Consider the following 19450-nt stretch of genomic DNA (forward strand, 5'->3'; position numbering starts at 1 on the left):
ACATGAAGAAAAATCTAAAAGTAAACCTTATTTGGTTTGGTCTTATCATTGGACTCTTCCTTATCTTGAAAGGTCTTGAACTTTCAGGTATCATGAATCTTTACTACATCCAAATCTTAATGGGGATTGGGATTTCAATCCTTATGGGACTTGGTACTAACTTAGTTCTTGGTTTCTCCGGACAATTTACACTTGGACAAGCCGGTTTCATGGCAATCGGTGCGTACTCATCAGCTATCATCACTGGCATGATGCCAACTTATGATGGTTTCTATCTCTCCATGGTTGTAGGTGTCATCATCGCAGCTGTCGTTGCTCTTATTTTTGGTATACCTACCCTTCGTTTGAAAGGTGACTATCTTGCCATTGCAACTCTTGGTATGGCTGAAATCATCCGTATCATTATCGTTAATGGTGGTGAATTGACCAATGGTGCCGCTGGTTTGACTGGAATTCTTCCTTATACAAGCTGGCCTGTCATCTATTTCTTTGTGGTTATTATTACAATCTTGGTACTCAATTTCTTGCGTTCAGCAACTGGTCGCCAAGCAATTACTATTCGTGAAGATGAAATTGCTGCAGAGTCAATGGGTGTCAATGTTACAAAACTGAAGGTTATTATATTCGTTATCGGTGCCATGATTTCAGCGATTGCTGGTTCACTTTATGTCAGCTATATCGGGACTGTTGTGCCAAAAGACTTCGCAATCATGAAATCAATTGATTACCTTATCATTGCCGTTCTTGGAGGTCTTGGATCAATTACAGGTACTATCATTGCTGCTGTTGTTCTTGGTATTATCAACATGTTCCTCCAAAACGTTTCAAACCTTCGTATGATTATTTACGCATTGGCTTTGATTCTTGTAATGCTCTTCCGTCCAGGTGGGCTTCTTGGAACAAAAGAACTCTATCTCTCAAAATTCTTCAATAAATCTAAGGAGGGCAAATAAAAATGGCACTTCTTGAAGTTAAAAATTTAACTAAAAACTTTGGTGGTTTGACTGCTGTTGGTGATGTTTCAATGGAACTCAATGAAGGTGAGTTGGTTGGACTAATAGGGCCAAACGGTGCTGGTAAAACAACCTTGTTCAACCTTTTGACTGGTGTCTATGAGCCAAGTGAAGGGACTGTAACGCTTGATGGTATAGTTCTCAACGGTAAAGCACCTTACAAGATTGCGTCACTCGGTTTGTCACGTACTTTCCAAAATATCCGCCTTTTCAAAGACATGACTGTACTTGAAAATGTTCTTGTTGGTTTATCAAATAAGCAACCTTCAAATTTCTTTGCATCTCTTTTGCGCTTACCTAAGTACTATTCAAGTGAGGAAGAGTTGAAAGACAAAGCTATGAAGCTCTTGGCTATCTTTAACTTGGATGGTGAGGCAGATACGCTTGCGAAAAACTTGGCTTATGGACAACAACGTCACTTGGAGATTGTTCGTGCGCTTGCAACGGAACCTAAAATTCTTTTCCTTGATGAACCAGCTGCTGGTATGAATCCACAAGAAACAGCTGAGTTGACTGCTCATATTCGTCAAATTCAAAAAGATTTCGGTATTACAATTATCTTGATTGAGCACGATATGAGTTTGGTCATGGATGTCACTGAGCGTATCTATGTTTTAGAATATGGACGCTTGATTGCAGAAGGAACCCCTGATGAAATTAAGAATAACAAGCGTGTTATTGAAGCTTACTTGGGAGGTGAAGCATAATGGCTATGTTAAAAGTTGAAAATCTCTCAATTAAATATGGATCTATCGAAGCTGTTAAAAACGTTAGCTTTGAAGTTAATGAAGGTGAAGTTGTAACTCTTATCGGAGCCAATGGAGCAGGTAAAACATCTATTCTTCGTACAATCTCGGGTCTTGTTCGTCCAACTGAAGGAACGATTTCTTACCTTGGAAATGAAATTCACAAAACACCTGCTCGAAAGATTGTTGCAGAAGGTTTGGCTCAAGTGCCTGAAGGACGTCACGTCTTTGCAGGATTAACTGTAATGGAAAATCTTGAAATGGGCGCTTTCCTTCATACAAATAAAGAAGAAAATGCAGCTCTATTGAAAAAAGTCTTCCAACGTTTCCCACGTCTAGAAGAACGTAAGAATCAAGACGCTGCAACACTTTCTGGTGGTGAGCAACAGATGCTAGCGATGGGTCGTGCCCTCATGAGTCGTCCGAAACTTTTGCTTTTGGATGAACCTTCAATGGGGCTTGCTCCAATCTTTATTCAAGAAATCTTTGATATTATTGAAGACATCAAGGCGCAAGGAACTACAGTTCTTTTGATTGAACAAAATGCCAATAAGGCATTATCAATTGCGGATCGTGGTTATGTTCTTGAAACTGGAAAAGTGGTTCTTTCAGGTACTGGTAAAGAACTTCTTGCATCAGACGAAGTTCGTAAAGCCTATCTTGGAGGATAAGAAAAAGCGCCCAAGGGCGTTTTTTCTATAGTCTCAGACTGATTGTAAGGTACTAATTTTTCAGCAAAATAATGCAATCGGTTACAACTAGTGTGGTATAATACAAGTAAGAAATCATTCGGAGGAAAATGAAACATAGCAGTAAAAGATTTTATGACAAAACGTGTGGTTTACGTCTCACCAGAAACAACAGTTGCAACAGCTGCAGACATTATACGTGACAAAGGTTTGCGTCGTTTGCCAGTAATTGAACACGACAAACTGGTTGGTCTTATTACAGAAGGTACAATGGCGGAGGCTTCACCATCAAAAGCAACAAGTTTATCAATTTATGAAATGAACTATCTCCTTAACAAGACAAAAGTAGGAGATATCATGATTAAAAATGTCCTTACTGTTTCCAAATATGCTAGCCTTGAGGAGACGCTGTCTACATAATGCTTCAAAACAAGGTTGGAGTTCTTCCAGTAGTAGATAATGACCAAATTTCTTGAATTATTACAGATAAAGATGTATTCCATGCTTTTTTTGGAAATCTCAGGATATGGTCAAGACGGAATCCGTATTGGACTTGAAGTGCCAGATAATCCACATGTTTTGGAAAAAATTGCTAACCTCATTTCTAGTGAAAATCTCAACATTGAACGTACAATTGTTGCACCAAAAACTGATCCCATGCTTTGCGTCGAACTACAAGTTGAAGGGGATGTAGAACCAGAACACCTTAAAGAAGTTTTTGTAGAAGCAGGGGTTACAGTTACTGAAATTGCTGAAACAGAAGCAAAAGAATTAGACTAATAAGAAAAGGAGTCAAGACTAAACGAGTTTTTTCGGTGTCCTACTCCCATAGGTCAGTATATTAGCAACGGGTTGTTTTTCTATTGGAACGATCAGTACAGCTGGCTATAAGGTTTTAACAACAAAAACAGAAGCTAGAACATTAAATGTCAGCTTCTGTTTTTGTTAGTTTTGGAAATCATAAAGTGTTGTAGAAAGGTAACGCTCACCATTATCAGGCAAAAGTGTCAATACTTTTTTACCTTCGCCGAGTTCAGCAGCAACTTTAAGAGCAGCAGCAATAGCAGCACCTGATGAGATACCAGCTAGGAAACCTTCCTTGCTACCCAATGTACGTGATGTTGAGATAGCCTCATCAGAAGGAATACGTACAACGCTATCATATGATTTTGTATTCAATGTGTCAGGGATAAAGCCAGTTGAGATACCTTGAATTTTGTGTGGTCCTGGTTTATCACCGTTCAAGACAGCAGATTCGTCAGCTTCAATACCATAAACTTTGATGTTTGGATTAGCAGCTTTCAGAGTTTTAGAAACACCCGAAATAGTACCACCGGTACCGATACCAGCTACGAATGCATCCAAACCATCTGCCCCAAAGTCTTCAAGAATCTCTTGACCAGTTGTATCAGCATGGGCAGCTGGATTTGAAGGGTTAGCAAATTGGAGTGGCACCCAACCATCGCGCTCAGCAGCAACTTCTTTAGCCTTAGCGATAGCACCTTTCATTCCTTCGCTACCAGGAGTCAAAACAAGTTCAGCACCGTAGGCTTGGATGATTTTACGACGTTCAACACTCATTGTGTCAGGCATTACGATGACTACCTTGTAACCTTTAGCAGCGCCAACCCAAGCAAAACCGATACCTGTATTACCAGAAGTTGGTTCAATAATAGTATTACCAGGTTTAATTATTCCAGCTTTTTCAGCATCTTCAATCATACGAAGAGCAATACGGTCTTTAACTGAAGAACCAGGATTAAATGCTTCGAGTTTAACATAAACATCTGCTGATCCTTCTGGGACAATAGAATTAAGTTTAATAATTGGTGTTCTTCCAACAAGTTCGGTAATTGAATTGTAAATTGTCATATTCAAAATCCTCTTTATCTTTAATTGATGGTTTTAAGTATACGACGGTAGACCTAACTTGTAAAATACATCTTCTTTATCACTGTGATAATGTTTGACTATCAGATAGGTATCTCAACAATTTTCTTACCGGATTTTTTATAATTTACTTTTCCTTGATAGAATTCAGTAAGCTCTTGACCAAGTCTTTCAATCTCAGACTCTTCAACAAACAAGGTTGTAGAAACATCGGATAGGAAAGTTGTATCAAATTCTTGGATCCCTTCTTTTTCAAGGAAATTGGAGAAGACTTGATATTGAGAGTAGGTTAACTCTACGGTTAGCCCAGTTAATTCCTTGACATCAACTCGACCAATTTCTTCGATTGCATGGGCAACACTACCTGAGTAAGCGCGAATAAGGCCACCAGTACCTAACTTGATCCCACCAAAATAGCGAGTCACAACTGCTACGACATTGGTAAGTCCTTGTTTTTCTAGAACGGTGAGCATGGGCACCCCAGCAGTTCCAGAAGGTTCACCGTCATCACTAGAACGCTTAATTTGACCATCTTCTCCGACAATCATTGCAGAGCAAGAGTGATTGGCCTTGTGATGCTCTTTCTTAATCTGAGCGATATACTCCCTTCCTTCTTCTTCATTGCTAATGCGTTTCAAGTGACAAATAAAACGAGATTTTTTGATTTCTTCTTCAACGATTCCATCGTTGGCAATTGTTTTGTAATCCATAAAAAAATTTTATCATAAAAAGGTGAATTCAAACATATTTTCGAATAGAAAGATATGATACCTAAAGAATATTATGGACGACTATTTACGAAAGAACAGTTACCAGTGGACTATCTCTCAGAGGCTGTAAAATTAGAAAGTATGATAAAGGTTGATAAAAAACTTAGATGTAAAAGATGTTATAGTCGAATAGAGGAAGATTGGCAATTACCGAATGGTCAGTATTATTGTAGAGCGTGTATTGTCTTTGGTCGAAACCAAGAAGGAAAAGAACTCTATTACTTTCCCTCAGAAAAATCAGAAGTAGATTTTCCTGTCTTGAAATGGTCAGGAAAACTGACTCCTTATCAAAATGAGGTCTCGGAAAAGCTTTTAAAGACTTATAAAAATCAAAAACACAGTCTTGTTCATGCAGTGACTGGTGCTGGCAAGACAGAGATAATTTATAATATTGTTGCCTATGTTCTTGAAAATAAAAATCGTGTCGTCATCGCAAGTCCCCGAGTTGATGTTTGTCGAGAATTGTTTCTACGCATGCAGAAAGATTTTACTTGTAGTATTTCTCTGCTTCATGCTGATAGTGAACCATATGATGGTAGTCCGCTCGTTATAGCTACCACTCATCAATTACTAAAATTTTATCATAGCTTTGACTTGATTATTGTTGATGAAGTTGATGCCTTTCCATTTGTAGGGAATGTCATGTTAAATCATGCTGTTAAACAGGCAAAGACGGAAACAGGCCGGTATATTTACTTAACAGCAACTTCTACATTAGCTTTAGAAGAGCAAGTGCGCCTTGGAGCTATAGAAAAGCATCACCTTGCTAGTCGTTTCCACGGAAATCCTTTAGTCCTTCCTCGTTTCTTTTGGCAAGGAAGGTTACAAAAGTCGTTGACGAACGAGAAGCTTCCAAGGTCTCTAATTCACCAGATTAAGAAGCAGCGTAAATCAAATTTTCCTCTATTAATCTTTTTTCCCAATATAGCATTAGGTGAAAAGTTTAGTATTACCCTAAAAAAATATCTCCCTACTGAAAACATAGCCTTTGTTTCATCAAAAAGCGAGGAGCGTTCAACCATCGTAGAGAAATTCCGAAAAAAAGAATTGTCAATCTTAGTGACGACAACTATTCTCGAACGTGGTGTTACCTTTCCACAAGTAGATGTTTTTGTTTGTATGGCAAATCATCACTTATATACTAGTTCGAGTCTTATTCAGATTGGTGGTAGGGTGGGGCGTTCGCCCGAGAGACCTACAGGGAAACTCTATTTCTTTCATGAAGGATTATCTAAATCAATGTTGCAATGTCGGAAAGAAATAAATGCAATGAATAAAAAAGGAGGGTTTGAAAATGAAGTGTCTACTATGTAATGAATGGATTGAACCAGTAGATCAATTAAGTGATTTAATTATGTTTAAACAAAGAAGAGAGTATTCTTGTGAAGATTGTAAAGCTCAATTTAAAAAGCTTGGGAAGGCGAGATGTTCAAATTGTTATAAAATAATAGATGGAAATAGTTGCTTTGATTGCAAAATTTGGGCGAAAAAAGGCTATATTCCAAAACATTTTGCCATTTATCGTTATGAAGAAAACATGAAAGAGTATTTTAGTCGCTATAAATTTATGGGAGATTATTGTCTTAGAAAAATATTTCAACAAGAAATTAAAGCCAATTTAAAGTCTTTTTTAAAGAAAGGTTATATCTTAGTACCTGTCCCCTTGTCGGAAGAACGCCTGGAAGAGAGAGGATTCAATCAAGTTAAAGGATTACTAGAGGGAATCCCCTATAAAAACATTTTTGAAAAAAGAGAGATCGAGAAGCAATCCTCGAGAACACGCGAAGAGCGGTTAAGTCAAGATAATTCTTTCAGTTTGAAGAAAGGTATTGAGCTACCAAGTAAGATCATCATAATCGATGATATTTACACAACAGGATCTACCCTGTATCAAATGGTCAAACTATTAGATAATTTAGATGTCAAAGAAGTTTTGACATTTTCCTTAGCTAGATAATAAAAAAACTTGCAAATTTTCATGAAAAGGATATAATAAAGATAAAGAAAACGCTAACAAGCGAGAAAGAGGTCTTTTATGATTAAATATAGTATCCGTGGCGAAAACATCGAAGTAACTGAAGCACTTCGTGACTATGTTGAAAGTAAACTTAGCAAAGTTGAAAAATACTTCCACGAAGACCTAGAACTACATGCACGAGTAAATCTTAAGGTTTATCGCGAAAAGACAGCTAAAGTAGAAGTTACTATCCCTACAGGTTCTGTAACACTACGTGCAGAAGATGTTTCACAAGATATGTATGGTTCTATTGACTTAGTGGTCGATAAGATTGCAAGACAAATCCGTAAAAATAAAACAAAAATTGCACGTAAGCATCGTGAGAAAGTTCCAACCGGTGAAATGTTCTCGACTGAATTCAATAAAGAAGAAGTTGAAGAAGCACCAGCTGTTGAAGTTGTGAGAACTAAAAATATTGAGTTGAAACCAATGGATGTTGAAGAAGCAATTCTTCAAATGGAGTTGTTGGGACACTATTTCTTTATCTATACTGATAGCGAAGATCATACAACTAACGTACTATATAAGCGTGAAGATGGTAACTATGGCTTGATTGAAGCAAAATAATAAGCAGGGTATAAACCTGCTTATTATTTTTTTAAAAACCTCTTGACAGCTATCCAAAAGGGTGCTAAGATATAAAAGTTGTCTTAAGCGATTTGTCTCTAACTCGTAAAGGTTCCAAAACTTTAAAAAAGTTATTGACAAGTTTAAGAAGGGATGATATTATAAATAAGCTGTTTCGTGAGAGACGGCCAGCACGAAGAAGAGAAAAAAACTTCAAAAAAAGTGTTGACAAGATATTCTGTCTTTGCTAGAATATAGAAGTTGTCTCAAGAGAGGCAAAGACCTTTGAGAACTGAATAAGAAACCAAGTGCAGGGTTATGATAGAAGAATTATAACCTGTCAATTTACAAGAATAAATCGTCAGACGACGGTAATGAGTTAACGCTCGAACAATTATTAAAGTATTAATGAGAGTTTGATCCTGGCTCAGGACGAACGCTGGCGGCGTGCCTAATACATGCAAGTAGAACGCTGAAGAGAGGAGCTTGCTCTTCTTGGATGAGTTGCGAACGGGTGAGTAACGCGTAGGTAACCTGCCTTGTAGCGGGGGATAACTATTGGAAACGATAGCTAATACCGCATAACAATGGATGACACATGTCATTTATTTGAAAGGGGCAATTGCTCCACTACAAGATGGACCTGCGTTGTATTAGCTAGTAGGTGAGGTAATGGCTCACCTAGGCGACGATACATAGCCGACCTGAGAGGGTGATCGGCCACACTGGGACTGAGACACGGCCCAGACTCCTACGGGAGGCAGCAGTAGGGAATCTTCGGCAATGGGGGCAACCCTGACCGAGCAACGCCGCGTGAGTGAAGAAGGTTTTCGGATCGTAAAGCTCTGTTGTAAGTCAAGAACGGGTGTGAGAGTGGAAAGTTCACACTGTGACGGTAGCTTACCAGAAAGGGACGGCTAACTACGTGCCAGCAGCCGCGGTAATACGTAGGTCCCGAGCGTTGTCCGGATTTATTGGGCGTAAAGCGAGCGCAGGCGGTTTGATAAGTCTGAAGTTAAAGGCTGTGGCTCAACCATAGTTCGCTTTGGAAACTGTCAAACTTGAGTGCAGAAGGGGAGAGTGGAATTCCATGTGTAGCGGTGAAATGCGTAGATATATGGAGGAACACCGGTGGCGAAAGCGGCTCTCTGGTCTGTAACTGACGCTGAGGCTCGAAAGCGTGGGGAGCGAACAGGATTAGATACCCTGGTAGTCCACGCCGTAAACGATGAGTGCTAGGTGTTGGATCCTTTCCGGGATTCAGTGCCGCAGCTAACGCATTAAGCACTCCGCCTGGGGAGTACGACCGCAAGGTTGAAACTCAAAGGAATTGACGGGGGCCCGCACAAGCGGTGGAGCATGTGGTTTAATTCGAAGCAACGCGAAGAACCTTACCAGGTCTTGACATCCCGATGCTATTTCTAGAGATAGAAAGTTACTTCGGTACATCGGTGACAGGTGGTGCATGGTTGTCGTCAGCTCGTGTCGTGAGATGTTGGGTTAAGTCCCGCAACGAGCGCAACCCCTATTGTTAGTTGCCATCATTCAGTTGGGCACTCTAGCGAGACTGCCGGTAATAAACCGGAGGAAGGTGGGGATGACGTCAAATCATCATGCCCCTTATGACCTGGGCTACACACGTGCTACAATGGTTGGTACAACGAGTTGCGAGTCGGTGACGGCGAGCTAATCTCTTAAAGCCAATCTCAGTTCGGATTGTAGGCTGCAACTCGCCTACATGAAGTCGGAATCGCTAGTAATCGCGGATCAGCACGCCGCGGTGAATACGTTCCCGGGCCTTGTACACACCGCCCGTCACACCACGAGAGTTTGTAACACCCGAAGTCGGTGAGGTAACCTTTTGGAGCCAGCCGCCTAAGGTGGGACAGATGATTGGGGTGAAGTCGTAACAAGGTAGCCGTATCGGAAGGTGCGGCTGGATCACCTCCTTTCTAAGGAAAAACGGAATGTACTTGAGTTTCTTATTTAGTTTTGAGAGGTCTTGTGGGGCCTTAGCTCAGCTGGGAGAGCGCCTGCTTTGCACGCAGGAGGTCAGCGGTTCGATCCCGCTAGGCTCCATTGAATCGAAAGATTCAAGTATTGTCCATTGAAAATTGAATATCTATATCAAATTCTATATGTAAGTAATTACATATAGATAGTAACAAGAAAATAAACCGAAACGCTGTGAATATTTAATGAGTTAGGTCGAAAGGCCAAAAATAAGGTTAAGTTAATAAGGGCGCACGGTGGATGCCTTGGCACTAGAAGCCGATGAAGGACGTGACTAACGACGAAATGCTTTGGGGAGCTGTAAGTGAGCAATGATCCAGAGATGTCCGAATGGGGGAACCCGGCAGGTAATGCCTGTCACTCATTACTGTTAAGGTAATGTAGAGGAAGACGCAGTGAACTGAAACATCTAAGTAGCTGTAGGAAGAGAAAGCAAAAGCGATTGCCTTAGTAGCGGCGAGCGAAACGGCAAGAGGGCAAACCGAAGAGTTTACTCTTCGGGGTTGTAGGACTGCAACGTGGACTTAAAGATTATAGAAGAACTACCTGGGAAGGTAGGCCAAAGAGAGTAATAGCCTCGTATTCGAAATAGTCTTTATACCTAGCAGTATCCTGAGTACGGCGAGACACGAGAAATCTCGTCGGAATCTGGGAGGACCATCTCCCAACCCTAAATACTCTCTAGTGACCGATAGTGAACCAGTACCGTGAGGGAAAGGTGAAAAGCACCCCGGGAGGGGAGTGAAATAGAACCTGAAACCGTGTGCCTACAACAAGTTCGAGCCCGTTAATGGGTGAGAGCGTGCCTTTTGTAGAATGAACCGGCGAGTTACGATATGATGCGAGGTTAAGTTGAAGAGACGGAGCCGTAGGGAAACCGAGTCTTAATAGGGCGCATTAGTATCATGTCGTAGACCCGAAACCATGTGACCTACCCATGAGCAGGTTGAAGGTGAGGTAAAACTCACTGGAGGACCGAACCAGGGCACGTTGAAAAGTGCTTGGATGACTTGTGGGTAGCGGAGAAATTCCAAACGAACTTGGAGATAGCTGGTTCTCTCCGAAATAGCTTTAGGGCTAGCGTCGATGTTAAGTCTCTTGGAGGTAGAGCACTGTTTGGGTGAGGGGTCCATCCCGGATTACCAATCTCAGATAAACTCCGAATGCCAATGAGATATAATCGGCAGTCAGACTGCGAGTGCTAAGATCCGTAGTCGAAAGGGAAACAGCCCAGACCACCAGCTAAGGTCCCAAAATATATGTTAAGTGGAAAAGGATGTGGGGTTGCACAGACAACTAGGATGTTAGCTTAGAAGCAGCTATTCATTCAAAGAGTGCGTAATAGCTCACTAGTCGAGTGACCCTGCGCCGAAAATGTACCGGGGCTAAAACATATTACCGAAGCTGTGGATACCTTTATAGGTATGGTAGGAGAGCGTTCTATGTGCGAAGAAGGTGTACCGTGAGGAGTGCTGGAGCGCATAGAAGTGAGAATGCCGGTATGAGTAGCGAAAGACAGGTGAGAATCCTGTCCACCGTAAGACTAAGGTTTCCAGGGGAAGGCTCGTCCGCCCTGGGTTAGTCGGGACCTAAGGAGAGACCGAAAGGTGTATCCGATGGACAACAGGTTGATATTCCTGTACTAGAGTATATAGTGATGGAGGGACGCAGTAGGCTAACTAAACCAGACGATTGGAAGTGTCTGGCCAAGCAGTGAGGTGTGATATGAGTCAAATGCTTATATCTTTAACATTGAGCTGTGATGGGGAGCGAAGTTTAGTAGCGAAGTTAGTGATGTCACACTGCCGAGAAAAGCTTCTAGCGTTAATTATACTCTACCCGTACCGCAAACCGACACAGGTAGTCGAGGCGAGTAGCCTCAGGTGAGCGAGAGAACTCTCGTTAAGGAACTCGGCAAAATGGCCCCGTAACTTCGGGAGAAGGGGCGCTGACTGATGGTCAGCCGCAGTGAATAGGCCCAAGCAACTGTTTATCAAAAACACAGCTCTCTGCTAAATCGTAAGATGATGTATAGGGGGTGACGCCTGCCCGGTGCTGGAAGGTTAAGAGGAGTGCTTAGCGTAAGCGAAGGCATGAATTGAAGCCCCAGTAAACGGCGGCCGTAACTATAACGGTCCTAAGGTAGCGAAATTCCTTGTCGGGTAAGTTCCGACCCGCACGAAAGGCGTAATGATTTGGGCACTGTCTCAACGAGAGACTCGGTGAAATTTTAGTACCTGTGAAGATGCAGGTTACCCGCGACAGGACGGAAAGACCCCATGGAGCTTTACTGCAGTTTGATATTGAGTATCTGTACCACATGTACAGGATAGGTAGGAGCCTATGACCTCGGGACGCCAGTTTCGAGTGAGGCGTTGTTGGGATACTACCCTTGTGTTATGGCTACTCTAACCCAGATAGGTTATCCCTATCGGGGACAGTGTCTGACGGGCAGTTTGACTGGGGCGGTCGCCTCCTAAAAGGTAACGGAGGCGCCCAAAGGTTCCCTCAGAATGGTTGGAAATCATTCGCAGAGTGTAAAGGTATAAGGGAGCTTGACTGCGAGAGCTACAACTCGAGCAGGGACGAAAGTCGGGCTTAGTGATCCGGTGGTTCCGTATGGAAGGGCCATCGCTCAACGGATAAAAGCTACCCTGGGGATAACAGGCTTATCTCCCCCAAGAGTTCACATCGACGGGGAGGTTTGGCACCTCGATGTCGGCTCGTCGCATCCTGGGGCTGTAGTCGGTCCCAAGGGTTGGGCTGTTCGCCCATTAAAGCGGCACGCGAGCTGGGTTCAGAACGTCGTGAGACAGTTCGGTCCCTATCCGTCGCGGGCGTAGGAAATTTGAGAGGATCTGCTCCTAGTACGAGAGGACCAGAGTGGACTTACCGCTGGTGTACCAGTTGTTCTGCCAAGAGCATCGCTGGGTAGCTATGTAGGGAAGGGATAAACGCTGAAAGCATCTAAGTGTGAAGCCCACCTCAAGATGAGATTTCCCATGATTTTATATCAGTAAGAGCCCTGAGAGATGATCAGGTTGATAGGTTAGAAGTGGAAGTGTGGTGACACATGTAGCGGACTAATACTAATAGCTCGAGGACTTATCCAACGAAAGTAACTGAGATATATTGACAACGATTTGGTTTCTTGATACAGTATAGATATTCAATTTTGAGTTGAGAATACTCAGAGTTAAGTGACGATAGCCTAGGAGATACACCTGTTCCCATGCCGAACACAGAAGTTAAGCCCTAGTACGCCTGATGTAGTTGGGGGTTGCCCCCTGTTAGATACGGTAGTCGCTTAGCAAATAGGGAGTTTAGCTCAGCTGGGAGAGCATCTGCCTTACAAGCAGAGGGTCAGCGGTTCGATCCCGTTAACTCCCATAGGTCCCGTGGTGTAGCGGTTATCACGTCGCCCTGTCACGGCGAAGATCGCGGGTTCGATTCCCGTCGGGACCGTTCAAGTAGAAATATTTGAGACTCGTTAGCTCAGTTGGTAGAGCAATTGACTTTTAATCAATGGGTCACTGGTTCGAGCCCAGTACGGGTCATATATGCGGGTGTGGCGGAATTGGCAGACGCACCAGATTTAGGATCTGGCGCTTAACGGCGTGGGGGTTCAAGTCCCTTCACCCGCATTAGAAAAAAGTTAGCCGGCTTAGCTCAGTTGGTAGAGCATCTGATTTGTAATCAGAGGGTCGCGTGTTCAAGTCATGTAGCCGGCATTAAGATGGTCCGTTGGTCAAGGGGTTAAGACACCGCCTTTTCACGGCGGTAACACGGGTTCGAATCCCGTACGGACTATATTTGAGTAACTTAGGTTACTCTTTTTATTGGCTCTTTGTCAACTGTAGTGGGTGACGAAAAGCTAACATCTAGAGAGGACCGGATAGGTCCTTTTTTTATGTATGTTCAGTGTGATGAAGACACGCTTCTTAAAGTTGATAAAGTTTCTAAAACCGAAGCCCAAACGTTTGATGTCTTTGATCAACTTATTAGTCGCTTCAAGTTTCGCGTTTGAATAGTCCGTTTCTAGTGCGTTTTTGATGTATTGCTTGTGTCTAAGAAAAGTCCTAAAGACAGTTTGAAAATAATGATTGACCTTGCTCCTATTTTCCTCTATCAGTTCAAAGAACTCATCTACTCTCTTCTCCTGAAAGTGAAAAAGCAAAAGCTGATAAAGTGTATAGTAGTCAGTAAGCTCTTTTGAAAAGACTAGTGTCTTCGCAACAACTTCATGTGGTGCTAAAGTTTGGCGGAAAGTCTTTGAATAAAAAGAGTTGAGAGATAGTTTACGGCTGTCCTTTTGGAAGAGTCGCCAGTGATTTTTCAGGGCTCGATAGGGTAGTGACTTCTTATCGAACTGGTTCATAATTGCAATTCTTGTCTTTAAAAAGGCACGTCCAAGGTGCTGGATGATGTGGAAACGATCAAGAACGATTTTTGCGTTTGGAAAGAGCTTGCGAGCCAGTGGAATATAAGCTCCAGACATATCCATCGTGATAAACTGTACCTGTTGTCGGACTTTCAATGGATACTTCAAAAAGTAGTTTCGTATAGTAGTTTGGCGGCGATTATCAAGGATGGTTATGAGTTCGTTTGTCTCATAATTCTGCGCTACAAAAGCCAATTCCCCTTTCTTGAACCCAAACTCATCCCAGGACATAACAGCAGGGAGTTTGTCATAATGTTCCTTGAAAGTAAACTGATCAAGCTTACGATAGACAGTGGACGTCGACACGCGAAGTCTTCTTGCAATATCAGTTAGTGACACTTTCTCAGTTAGGAGTTGTGTAACTTTTTGTCGGACTAGATTGGAGATTTGGCAGTTTTTCTCAACGATAGATGTCTCAGCTACCGTGACACTTCTACAACTTTTACACTGGAAACGACGTTTTTTCAGACGTAGTAGAGTTGGCGTTCCCGCTTGCTCGAGAAGAGGGATTTTAGAAGGCTTTTGAAAGTCGTACTTGATCATCTTTCCATGGCAATGAGGACATGATGGTGCAGGGTAATCAAGTTTTGCTTGAATCTCGATATGAGTGTCAGTTTCAAAAACAAGTGAAATGTTGATATTTTGGTCTTTGATTCCGATTAATTCTGTGTTATTCTTAATAAGTCTCATAAGTTCTTCCTAATGATGGTTTGGTTGCTTTTCATTATAGTTCTTATGGGACTTTTTGTGTACACTCAAAAAGCTCTATAATCCCTACAGTAGTTTTACCCACTACAGAAATTATAGAGCCACTATATTTGAGTAACTTAGGTTACTCTTTTTATTTTGTTTCTTTTTCTTATATGTTATAATATTATATAGTAAAATTTTTTGAGGTGAATTTATGTCTAAAATTTTTGTGTTTGGCCACCAAAATCCTGATTCTGATGCTATTGGTTCGTCTTATGGATATGCTTATTTGAAACGTCAACTTGGTGTTGAGGCTGAGGCTGTTGCTTTGGGTACTCCAAATGAAGAGACTGCTTTTGTACTTGACTATTTTTCTGTAAATGCTCCTCGTGTTGTTGAGTCAGCACAGTCTGAGGGGGTAAATCAAGTTATTCTTACTGACCATAATGAGTTTCAACAATCTATTTCAGATATTAAGGATGTAGAAGTTATTGAAGTAGTGGATCACCACCGTGTGGCTAACTTTGAGACGGCTAATCCATTAATGATGCGTTTAGAACCTGTAGGCTCAGCTTCTTCGATTGTTTATCGCATGTTTAAAGAAAATAATGTTGAAATTCCTAAAGATGTAGCTGGTTTGCTTTTGTCAGGTTTGATTTCTGATACTCTTTTACTTAAATCACCAACGACACATGCTTCAGATCCTGCAGTAGCTGAAGAACTTGCTCGACTTGCTGGAGTTAATTTAGAAGAATATGGTCTTGCCATGCTTAAGGCTGGTACTAATCTTTCTTCTAAATCAGCTGAAGAACTCATTGATATTGATGCAAAAACATTTGAATTGAATGGGAATCAAGTTCGCGTTGCTCAGGTGAATACTGTTGATATTTCTGATGTTCTTTCACGTCAAGCGGAAATTGAAGAAGCTATCAATAGCTCAATTAAAAGTAACGGGTACTCTGACTTTGTGTTAATGATTACTGATATTCTTAACTCAAATTCAGAAATTCTCGCACTCGGATCAAATACTGATAAAATTGAAAAAGCTTTTAACTTTGTTTTAGAAAATAACCATGCTTTCCTTAAAGGAGCAGTTTCTCGTAAGAAGCAAGTTGTTCCTCAATTGACTGAAAGTTTCAATGTGTAAAAAGGCTTTGTAGGCCTTTTTTTGATACTGTCAATAATTATGTGTAAACACTCAAGTAGAGTTGAAGAATGTTAATCAAATAAGCTTTCAAGTGTGTCAGCACATTGGCCAAACCCTTTATGGATGCGTTGATTTTGCTTGAAATTATAATCTTCAAACAGGGTAACTAAATAACGTTCCAGAGCCTCCTCGTTAGGAAAAAGGACCTTCTTTTTCGTTTGACGTTTGATTTCTTTGTTAAGAGACTCAATGAGGTTTGTCGAATAAATGCTATGCCAAATCTGGTAGGAAAACTGATAAAAAGTTAAAAGATTATCCGTATTCTCCAGACTTTCCATGACTTTCCTATACTTTGGTTTCCATTCGGCGATAAAGTTCTCTAAAGCTTGCACTGCCATTTCTAAATTTTCAGCACGATAAATCGTTTTAAATTGCTCCAGAATAACCGCTCTATCTGCTCGTTTCACTTTACTAGCTAGATTTCGACTAATATGAATTAAGCAACGTTGTTGTTTAGCTAATGGGTAAGCCTGATTGATAATCTCTTCAAGCCCCTTGAAGCCATCGGTCACTACAAGAGAAACCTGTTGGATTCCTTGGTTTTGAAGCTTGTCTAACAGGGTGGACCAAGAAGCATTGTTTTCATTTGGGGCGATTTCATATCCAAGAACAGCCTTCTGTCCTTCTGGTGTAATGCCAAGTGCGATATGAATACATTCTTTACTAACGGTTCCACGTCTTAAGGGAAGATAGGTTCCGTCAAGAAATAAAACAGAGTAATTGGCTTCTAAGCTTCGCTCATGAAAAGTAGCGACATTCTCCTGAGTTGCTTTTGAGATATTAGAAATTGTGGCAGGACTATAGTGATGACCATACATTCGCTCGATGATATCACTAATTTCTCGAGTCGTTACACCGGTTTGATAGAGTTTGATAACCATCTCTTCCAAGTGGTCATCTCGACGTCCATAAGCGGGAAGCAAAGCTGGACTAAAGTTCCCATTACGATCTCTAGGAATACTCAACTGAACAGTCCCATATTTGGTTTCGAATTTCCGTGCATAGCTTCCGTTACGACTATTCCCAGAATTATAGCCTAATTTATCGTAAGGTTCATACCCTAAAAAGGCTGATAACTCTGCTTGAAGCAGATCATTCATAGCTGTTTCAAGAGAAGTACGGAAAAATTCATCAATATCTTGCTTTTGGGCTAGGAAGTTAAGTAGTTCTGTGGTAAACTGAGTCATAGGAATAAATCCGTTATAGTAATGTTTTGCAACTCTACTATAACGGATTTATTCCTTTTTGTGTTTACACAACTTATTTTACACTACCCTTTTTTTAGTGTGCTGATTAATGGTATAATACTTGTTATGATAATACAATTTAACCCAAATAAATTAAGTAATCAGCCTTTTTTTATGGAATTGCTGAATTATCTATATCACTATCAGCCTGTAACTTTGAGAGAAATAAAAAATCAGTTTCCATTACAAAAGAATATAGATAAATTGATTGAGGAGTTTGTTAAAGTTGGTTATATTGAGAGGTCTGAGAAACGTTACCGTTTATTAATTTCTTTAGTTTCAGATCCTTCTACAATTGATTTATACCAGCATTTCTTTATTGAAAGTGATTCTCCTTCTTATCAAGAACTATTAGAGCGTAGATTTGTTACTGAGATGACTAACTCTACTAATGAAGTGATTATTATTGAACACACAAGTATCACGAGAAACGATCTTACGATTTCAAATTATTTTTATAAGTTAAGAGAAAATCTTTCATTAACGGAAGAACAAAACAGATTATATAACTTATTAGGTGATCTTAATCCTGAATATTTCTTAAAGCATGTCACAACATTTCTTTTAAAATTTGTAAGAAGGGAGTACGCTCTTCAAAAGAGGAGGAATATTTTTGTTGATGCTTTAGAACTATTAGGATATCTTATTCAAGTAGAAGATGGGCGTTATATTCTAAATATGGATTTAGACTCCGAAGCATTAGTTTTTTGTGCAAAAAAAGACTAGTTTTATTACTAGTCTTTTTTATGACAACTTTAACGATTCCTTAGTTCAAGATAACGTTTGTACCAGATGTTAACATAAGATTGTGAAAATGGCCCTTTACCATTGTTAATCCAATCTACTAAGATTTTAACATGTTCCTTTAAGATATAGTCAATATCAGGAGAGTAATGCATTTCTTTTTTATGTATTTCATACTCATCTACATCTAGCAATTTTTTCTCACCATCAGCGAAAACTTTGACATCTAAGTCATAGTCAATATATTTTAGCGCTTCTTGGTCCAAAACATATGGACTGGCTAAATTGCAGTAGTAGGAAATGCCGTTATCCCTGATCATGGCTATAATATTAAACCAGTATTTTTTGTGGAAATAAACAATAGCAGGTTCACGAGTTACCCATCGTCTCCCATCAGCTTCAGTAACGAGGGTATGATCGTTAACGCCAATAACAGCATTCTCAGTTGTCTTTAGTACCATAGTATCGCGCCAAGTACGGTGCAATCTACCATCATGCTTATAACTTTGAATTGTGATAAAGTCGCCTTCTTTTGGTAATTTCATGGCGTCCTCTTTCTACAATAGCGGTTATCTTCATTATTGTATCATAATTTTGAGAAAAGAGGGGAAATTCTTAGAAATATTCTCTTAGAGCGGAGGCTATAGCATCGAAGTCATAACCTTTTCGGAACAAAGATTGTGTGAGGTGTTGCTTAAGTTCATAACCGTCGTATTTTTTACTAAATTTTTGATATTGCTTTTCTATTTCTTTATAAAGGAGAGCTTGTTCATTTTCTTCATCGGCTTCTAGTTCTAGTTGGTTAATAGCGTTCTTACTTTCTTGGAATGAAAAGCCTTTATTAATGAGGTTCTGAATCAATTTATCCTTTAGAGATTTGGTTGGTAATTTTCCCTGATATTTTCGTAATAGTTTTGAAGTTACTTTAATTGCTACTTCCGAGAAATCAAATTGGGTTAATACCTCGTCAATGACTTGTTTCTCACAGCCTTTTTGTAGCCATTTTTGCTTCAAGGCATAGGCACCTTTATCTCCTGAATTTAAATTCTGTTGAGCTAGGCTTTCTAGGAGTTTATAATCATCAATCCAATGGTCTTTCTTTAGATTATCAATGATTTGGGGAATTATATGTGGATTTATTTCATGTTTAAAAAGATAGTCTCTTACTTCTTTTTCAGTACGTTGTTTAAAGGAAATAAAATAGAGGGCCAGATTTTTACCATGTGAGAACTGTGCAAAGTTCTTAATATCTTCTAGCTGATCTTTACTAAGTGCCTTTTCTTTTGTTAACATGTACTTGACGATGGTGTCTTCTGTAACATAGAGACTCTCTTTTTTATCTATCTCAACGAGATAGAGCCTTTTTTTCTTCTCTATTTTTGTGATTTTCATAGTTATTATTATATCAAAATGTTA

13 protein-coding genes, 7 tRNA genes, 3 rRNA genes and 2 pseudogenes are annotated in these 19450 nt (G+C 40.3%); 19 read left to right on the top strand and 6 right to left on the bottom strand.

Features of this window, described 5'->3' with window-relative positions; translation table 11 throughout:
* Positions 1 to 2: 2 nt before the first annotated feature.
* From NST05_RS09785 to NST05_RS09800, 4 genes and pseudogenes are all read left to right on the top strand, one after another.
* On the top strand, positions 3 to 953 hold the full coding sequence (locus tag NST05_RS09785; RefSeq protein ID WP_011225510.1) for a branched-chain amino acid ABC transporter permease: 951 nt from the start codon (positions 3 to 5) through the stop codon (positions 951 to 953).
* A gap of 2 nt (positions 954 to 955) precedes the next feature.
* Positions 956 to 1720 carry an ABC transporter ATP-binding protein gene (locus NST05_RS09790; RefSeq protein ID WP_002949740.1) on the top strand — a complete coding sequence of 255 codons (765 nt, stop codon included), beginning with the start codon at positions 956 to 958 and terminating at the stop codon, positions 1718 to 1720.
* A complete protein-coding gene (locus tag NST05_RS09795) occupies positions 1720 to 2430 on the top strand; it encodes an ABC transporter ATP-binding protein (protein WP_014607989.1) in 711 nt (236 codons plus the stop codon). The genes NST05_RS09790 and NST05_RS09795 overlap by 1 nt, the downstream gene beginning before the upstream one ends.
* A 135-nt stretch (positions 2431 to 2565) precedes the next feature.
* A pseudogene (locus NST05_RS09800) lies at positions 2566 to 3228 on the top strand (CBS and ACT domain-containing protein).
* Positions 3229 to 3393: 165 nt separating this feature from the next.
* On the opposite strand, the gene cysK reads toward NST05_RS09800, so the two are convergent.
* Together cysK and NST05_RS09810 are read right to left on the bottom strand one after the other, a co-directional pair.
* Positions 3394 to 4320 (bottom strand): cysteine synthase A, encoded by a 927-nt coding sequence (cysK, locus tag NST05_RS09805; protein ID WP_084828508.1) that lies wholly within the window; start codon positions 4318 to 4320, stop codon positions 3394 to 3396.
* Positions 4321 to 4421: 101 nt separating this feature from the next.
* Entirely contained in the window at positions 4422 to 5048 is a 627-nt protein-coding gene (locus NST05_RS09810) for a YigZ family protein (RefSeq protein WP_011680769.1), read from the bottom strand.
* Positions 5049 to 5102: 54 nt separating this feature from the next.
* Here NST05_RS09810 and NST05_RS09815 point away from each other — a divergent pair, with 54 nt between their 5' ends.
* The 13 genes from NST05_RS09815 (at position 5103) to NST05_RS09875 (ending at position 13515) form a co-directional block, all read left to right on the top strand.
* Positions 5103 to 6422: a DEAD/DEAH box helicase gene (locus tag NST05_RS09815; RefSeq protein WP_084828509.1), complete on the top strand. Its 1320-nt coding sequence runs from the start codon at positions 5103 to 5105 to the stop codon at positions 6420 to 6422.
* The gene (locus NST05_RS09820) at positions 6403 to 7065 is read left to right on the top strand and encodes a ComF family protein (protein ID WP_100262556.1); all 663 of its coding nucleotides are present in this window, start codon (positions 6403 to 6405) and stop codon (positions 7063 to 7065) included. Before NST05_RS09815 ends, NST05_RS09820 begins: the two co-directional genes overlap by 20 nt.
* A gap of 78 nt (positions 7066 to 7143) precedes the next feature.
* Complete coding sequence (gene hpf, locus NST05_RS09825) at positions 7144 to 7692, top strand: ribosome hibernation-promoting factor, HPF/YfiA family (protein ID WP_084828511.1); 549 nt, start codon at positions 7144 to 7146, stop codon at positions 7690 to 7692.
* Positions 7693 to 8096: 404 nt separating this feature from the next.
* A 16S ribosomal RNA gene (locus NST05_RS09830) occupies positions 8097 to 9644 on the top strand.
* A gap of 54 nt (positions 9645 to 9698) precedes the next feature.
* Positions 9699 to 9771, top strand: a tRNA-Ala gene (locus NST05_RS09835).
* Between the two features lie 147 nt (positions 9772 to 9918).
* A 23S ribosomal RNA gene (locus NST05_RS09840) occupies positions 9919 to 12818 on the top strand.
* A gap of 83 nt (positions 12819 to 12901) precedes the next feature.
* A 5S ribosomal RNA gene (gene rrf, locus NST05_RS09845) occupies positions 12902 to 13017 on the top strand.
* The 16S, 23S and 5S rRNA genes sit together here with 7 tRNA genes alongside, the layout of an rRNA operon.
* Before the next feature lie 5 nt (positions 13018 to 13022).
* Positions 13023 to 13095 (top strand) — tRNA-Val (locus NST05_RS09850).
* 2 nt (positions 13096 to 13097) lie between these two features.
* Positions 13098 to 13170, top strand: a tRNA-Asp gene (locus NST05_RS09855).
* A 19-nt stretch (positions 13171 to 13189) separates the two neighbouring features.
* Positions 13190 to 13262 (top strand) — tRNA-Lys (locus NST05_RS09860).
* A 5-nt stretch (positions 13263 to 13267) separates the two neighbouring features.
* Positions 13268 to 13349: transfer RNA gene (locus NST05_RS09865), tRNA-Leu, on the top strand.
* A 14-nt stretch (positions 13350 to 13363) separates the two neighbouring features.
* A tRNA-Thr gene (locus NST05_RS09870) sits at positions 13364 to 13436 on the top strand.
* Positions 13437 to 13443: 7 nt separating this feature from the next.
* Positions 13444 to 13515: transfer RNA gene (locus NST05_RS09875), tRNA-Glu, on the top strand.
* 71 nt (positions 13516 to 13586) lie between these two features.
* Here the strand turns inward: NST05_RS09875 and NST05_RS09880 are convergent.
* Positions 13587 to 14836 (bottom strand): annotated as a pseudogene (locus NST05_RS09880) (ISL3 family transposase).
* 214 nt (positions 14837 to 15050) lie between these two features.
* Between NST05_RS09880 and NST05_RS09885 the strand changes: the two are divergent.
* Positions 15051 to 15983 (top strand): manganese-dependent inorganic pyrophosphatase, encoded by a 933-nt coding sequence (locus NST05_RS09885; protein ID WP_011225519.1) that lies wholly within the window; start codon positions 15051 to 15053, stop codon positions 15981 to 15983.
* A 71-nt stretch (positions 15984 to 16054) separates the two neighbouring features.
* On the opposite strand, the gene NST05_RS09890 is transcribed toward NST05_RS09885, so the two are convergent.
* Entirely contained in the window at positions 16055 to 17230 is a 1176-nt protein-coding gene (locus NST05_RS09890; protein ID WP_111679259.1) for an IS256-like element IS1191 family transposase, read from the bottom strand.
* 126 nt (positions 17231 to 17356) lie between these two features.
* On the opposite strand from NST05_RS09890, the gene NST05_RS09895 reads away from it, so the two are divergent.
* The gene (locus tag NST05_RS09895) at positions 17357 to 18016 is read left to right on the top strand and encodes a DUF1803 domain-containing protein (protein ID WP_011225520.1); all 660 of its coding nucleotides are present in this window, start codon (positions 17357 to 17359) and stop codon (positions 18014 to 18016) included.
* Positions 18017 to 18045: 29 nt separating this feature from the next.
* Here NST05_RS09895 and ntdP read toward each other — a convergent pair whose 3' ends face one another.
* Together ntdP and recX are read right to left on the bottom strand one after the other, a co-directional pair.
* Positions 18046 to 18579 (bottom strand): nucleoside tri-diphosphate phosphatase, encoded by a 534-nt coding sequence (ntdP, locus tag NST05_RS09900; RefSeq protein WP_002949762.1) that lies wholly within the window; start codon positions 18577 to 18579, stop codon positions 18046 to 18048.
* A 70-nt stretch (positions 18580 to 18649) separates the two neighbouring features.
* A complete protein-coding gene (gene recX, locus NST05_RS09905; RefSeq protein WP_011680776.1) occupies positions 18650 to 19426 on the bottom strand; it encodes a recombination regulator RecX in 777 nt (258 codons plus the stop codon).
* Between the last annotated feature and the right edge of the window lie 24 nt (positions 19427 to 19450).

Source organism: Streptococcus sp. FSL E2-3494, assembly GCF_038007085.1.
Classification (GTDB): domain Bacteria; phylum Bacillota; class Bacilli; order Lactobacillales; family Streptococcaceae; genus Streptococcus; species Streptococcus thermophilus.

Bases quoted from the DNA above. Each gene is read 5' to 3' on its own strand.
- NST05_RS09785 (WP_011225510.1), top strand. From the start codon at position 3: ATGAAGAAAAATCTAAAAGTAAACCTTATTTGGTTTGGTCTTATCATT.
- NST05_RS09790 (WP_002949740.1), top strand. From the start codon at position 956: ATGGCACTTCTTGAAGTTAAAAATTTAACTAAAAACTTTGGTGGTTTG.
- NST05_RS09795 (WP_014607989.1), top strand. From the start codon at position 1,720: ATGGCTATGTTAAAAGTTGAAAATCTCTCAATTAAATATGGATCTATC.
- cysK (WP_084828508.1), bottom strand. From the start codon at position 4,320: ATGACAATTTACAATTCAATTACCGAACTTGTTGGAAGAACACCAATT.
- NST05_RS09810 (WP_011680769.1), bottom strand. From the start codon at position 5,048: ATGGATTACAAAACAATTGCCAACGATGGAATCGTTGAAGAAGAAATC.
- NST05_RS09815 (WP_084828509.1), top strand. From the start codon at position 5,103: ATGATACCTAAAGAATATTATGGACGACTATTTACGAAAGAACAGTTA.
- NST05_RS09820 (WP_100262556.1), top strand. From the start codon at position 6,403: ATGAAGTGTCTACTATGTAATGAATGGATTGAACCAGTAGATCAATTA.
- hpf (WP_084828511.1), top strand. From the start codon at position 7,144: ATGATTAAATATAGTATCCGTGGCGAAAACATCGAAGTAACTGAAGCA.
- NST05_RS09885 (WP_011225519.1), top strand. From the start codon at position 15,051: ATGTCTAAAATTTTTGTGTTTGGCCACCAAAATCCTGATTCTGATGCT.
- NST05_RS09890 (WP_111679259.1), bottom strand. From the start codon at position 17,230: ATGACTCAGTTTACCACAGAACTACTTAACTTCCTAGCCCAAAAGCAA.
- NST05_RS09895 (WP_011225520.1), top strand. From the start codon at position 17,357: ATGATAATACAATTTAACCCAAATAAATTAAGTAATCAGCCTTTTTTT.
- ntdP (WP_002949762.1), bottom strand. From the start codon at position 18,579: ATGAAATTACCAAAAGAAGGCGACTTTATCACAATTCAAAGTTATAAG.
- recX (WP_011680776.1), bottom strand. From the start codon at position 19,426: ATGAAAATCACAAAAATAGAGAAGAAAAAAAGGCTCTATCTCGTTGAG.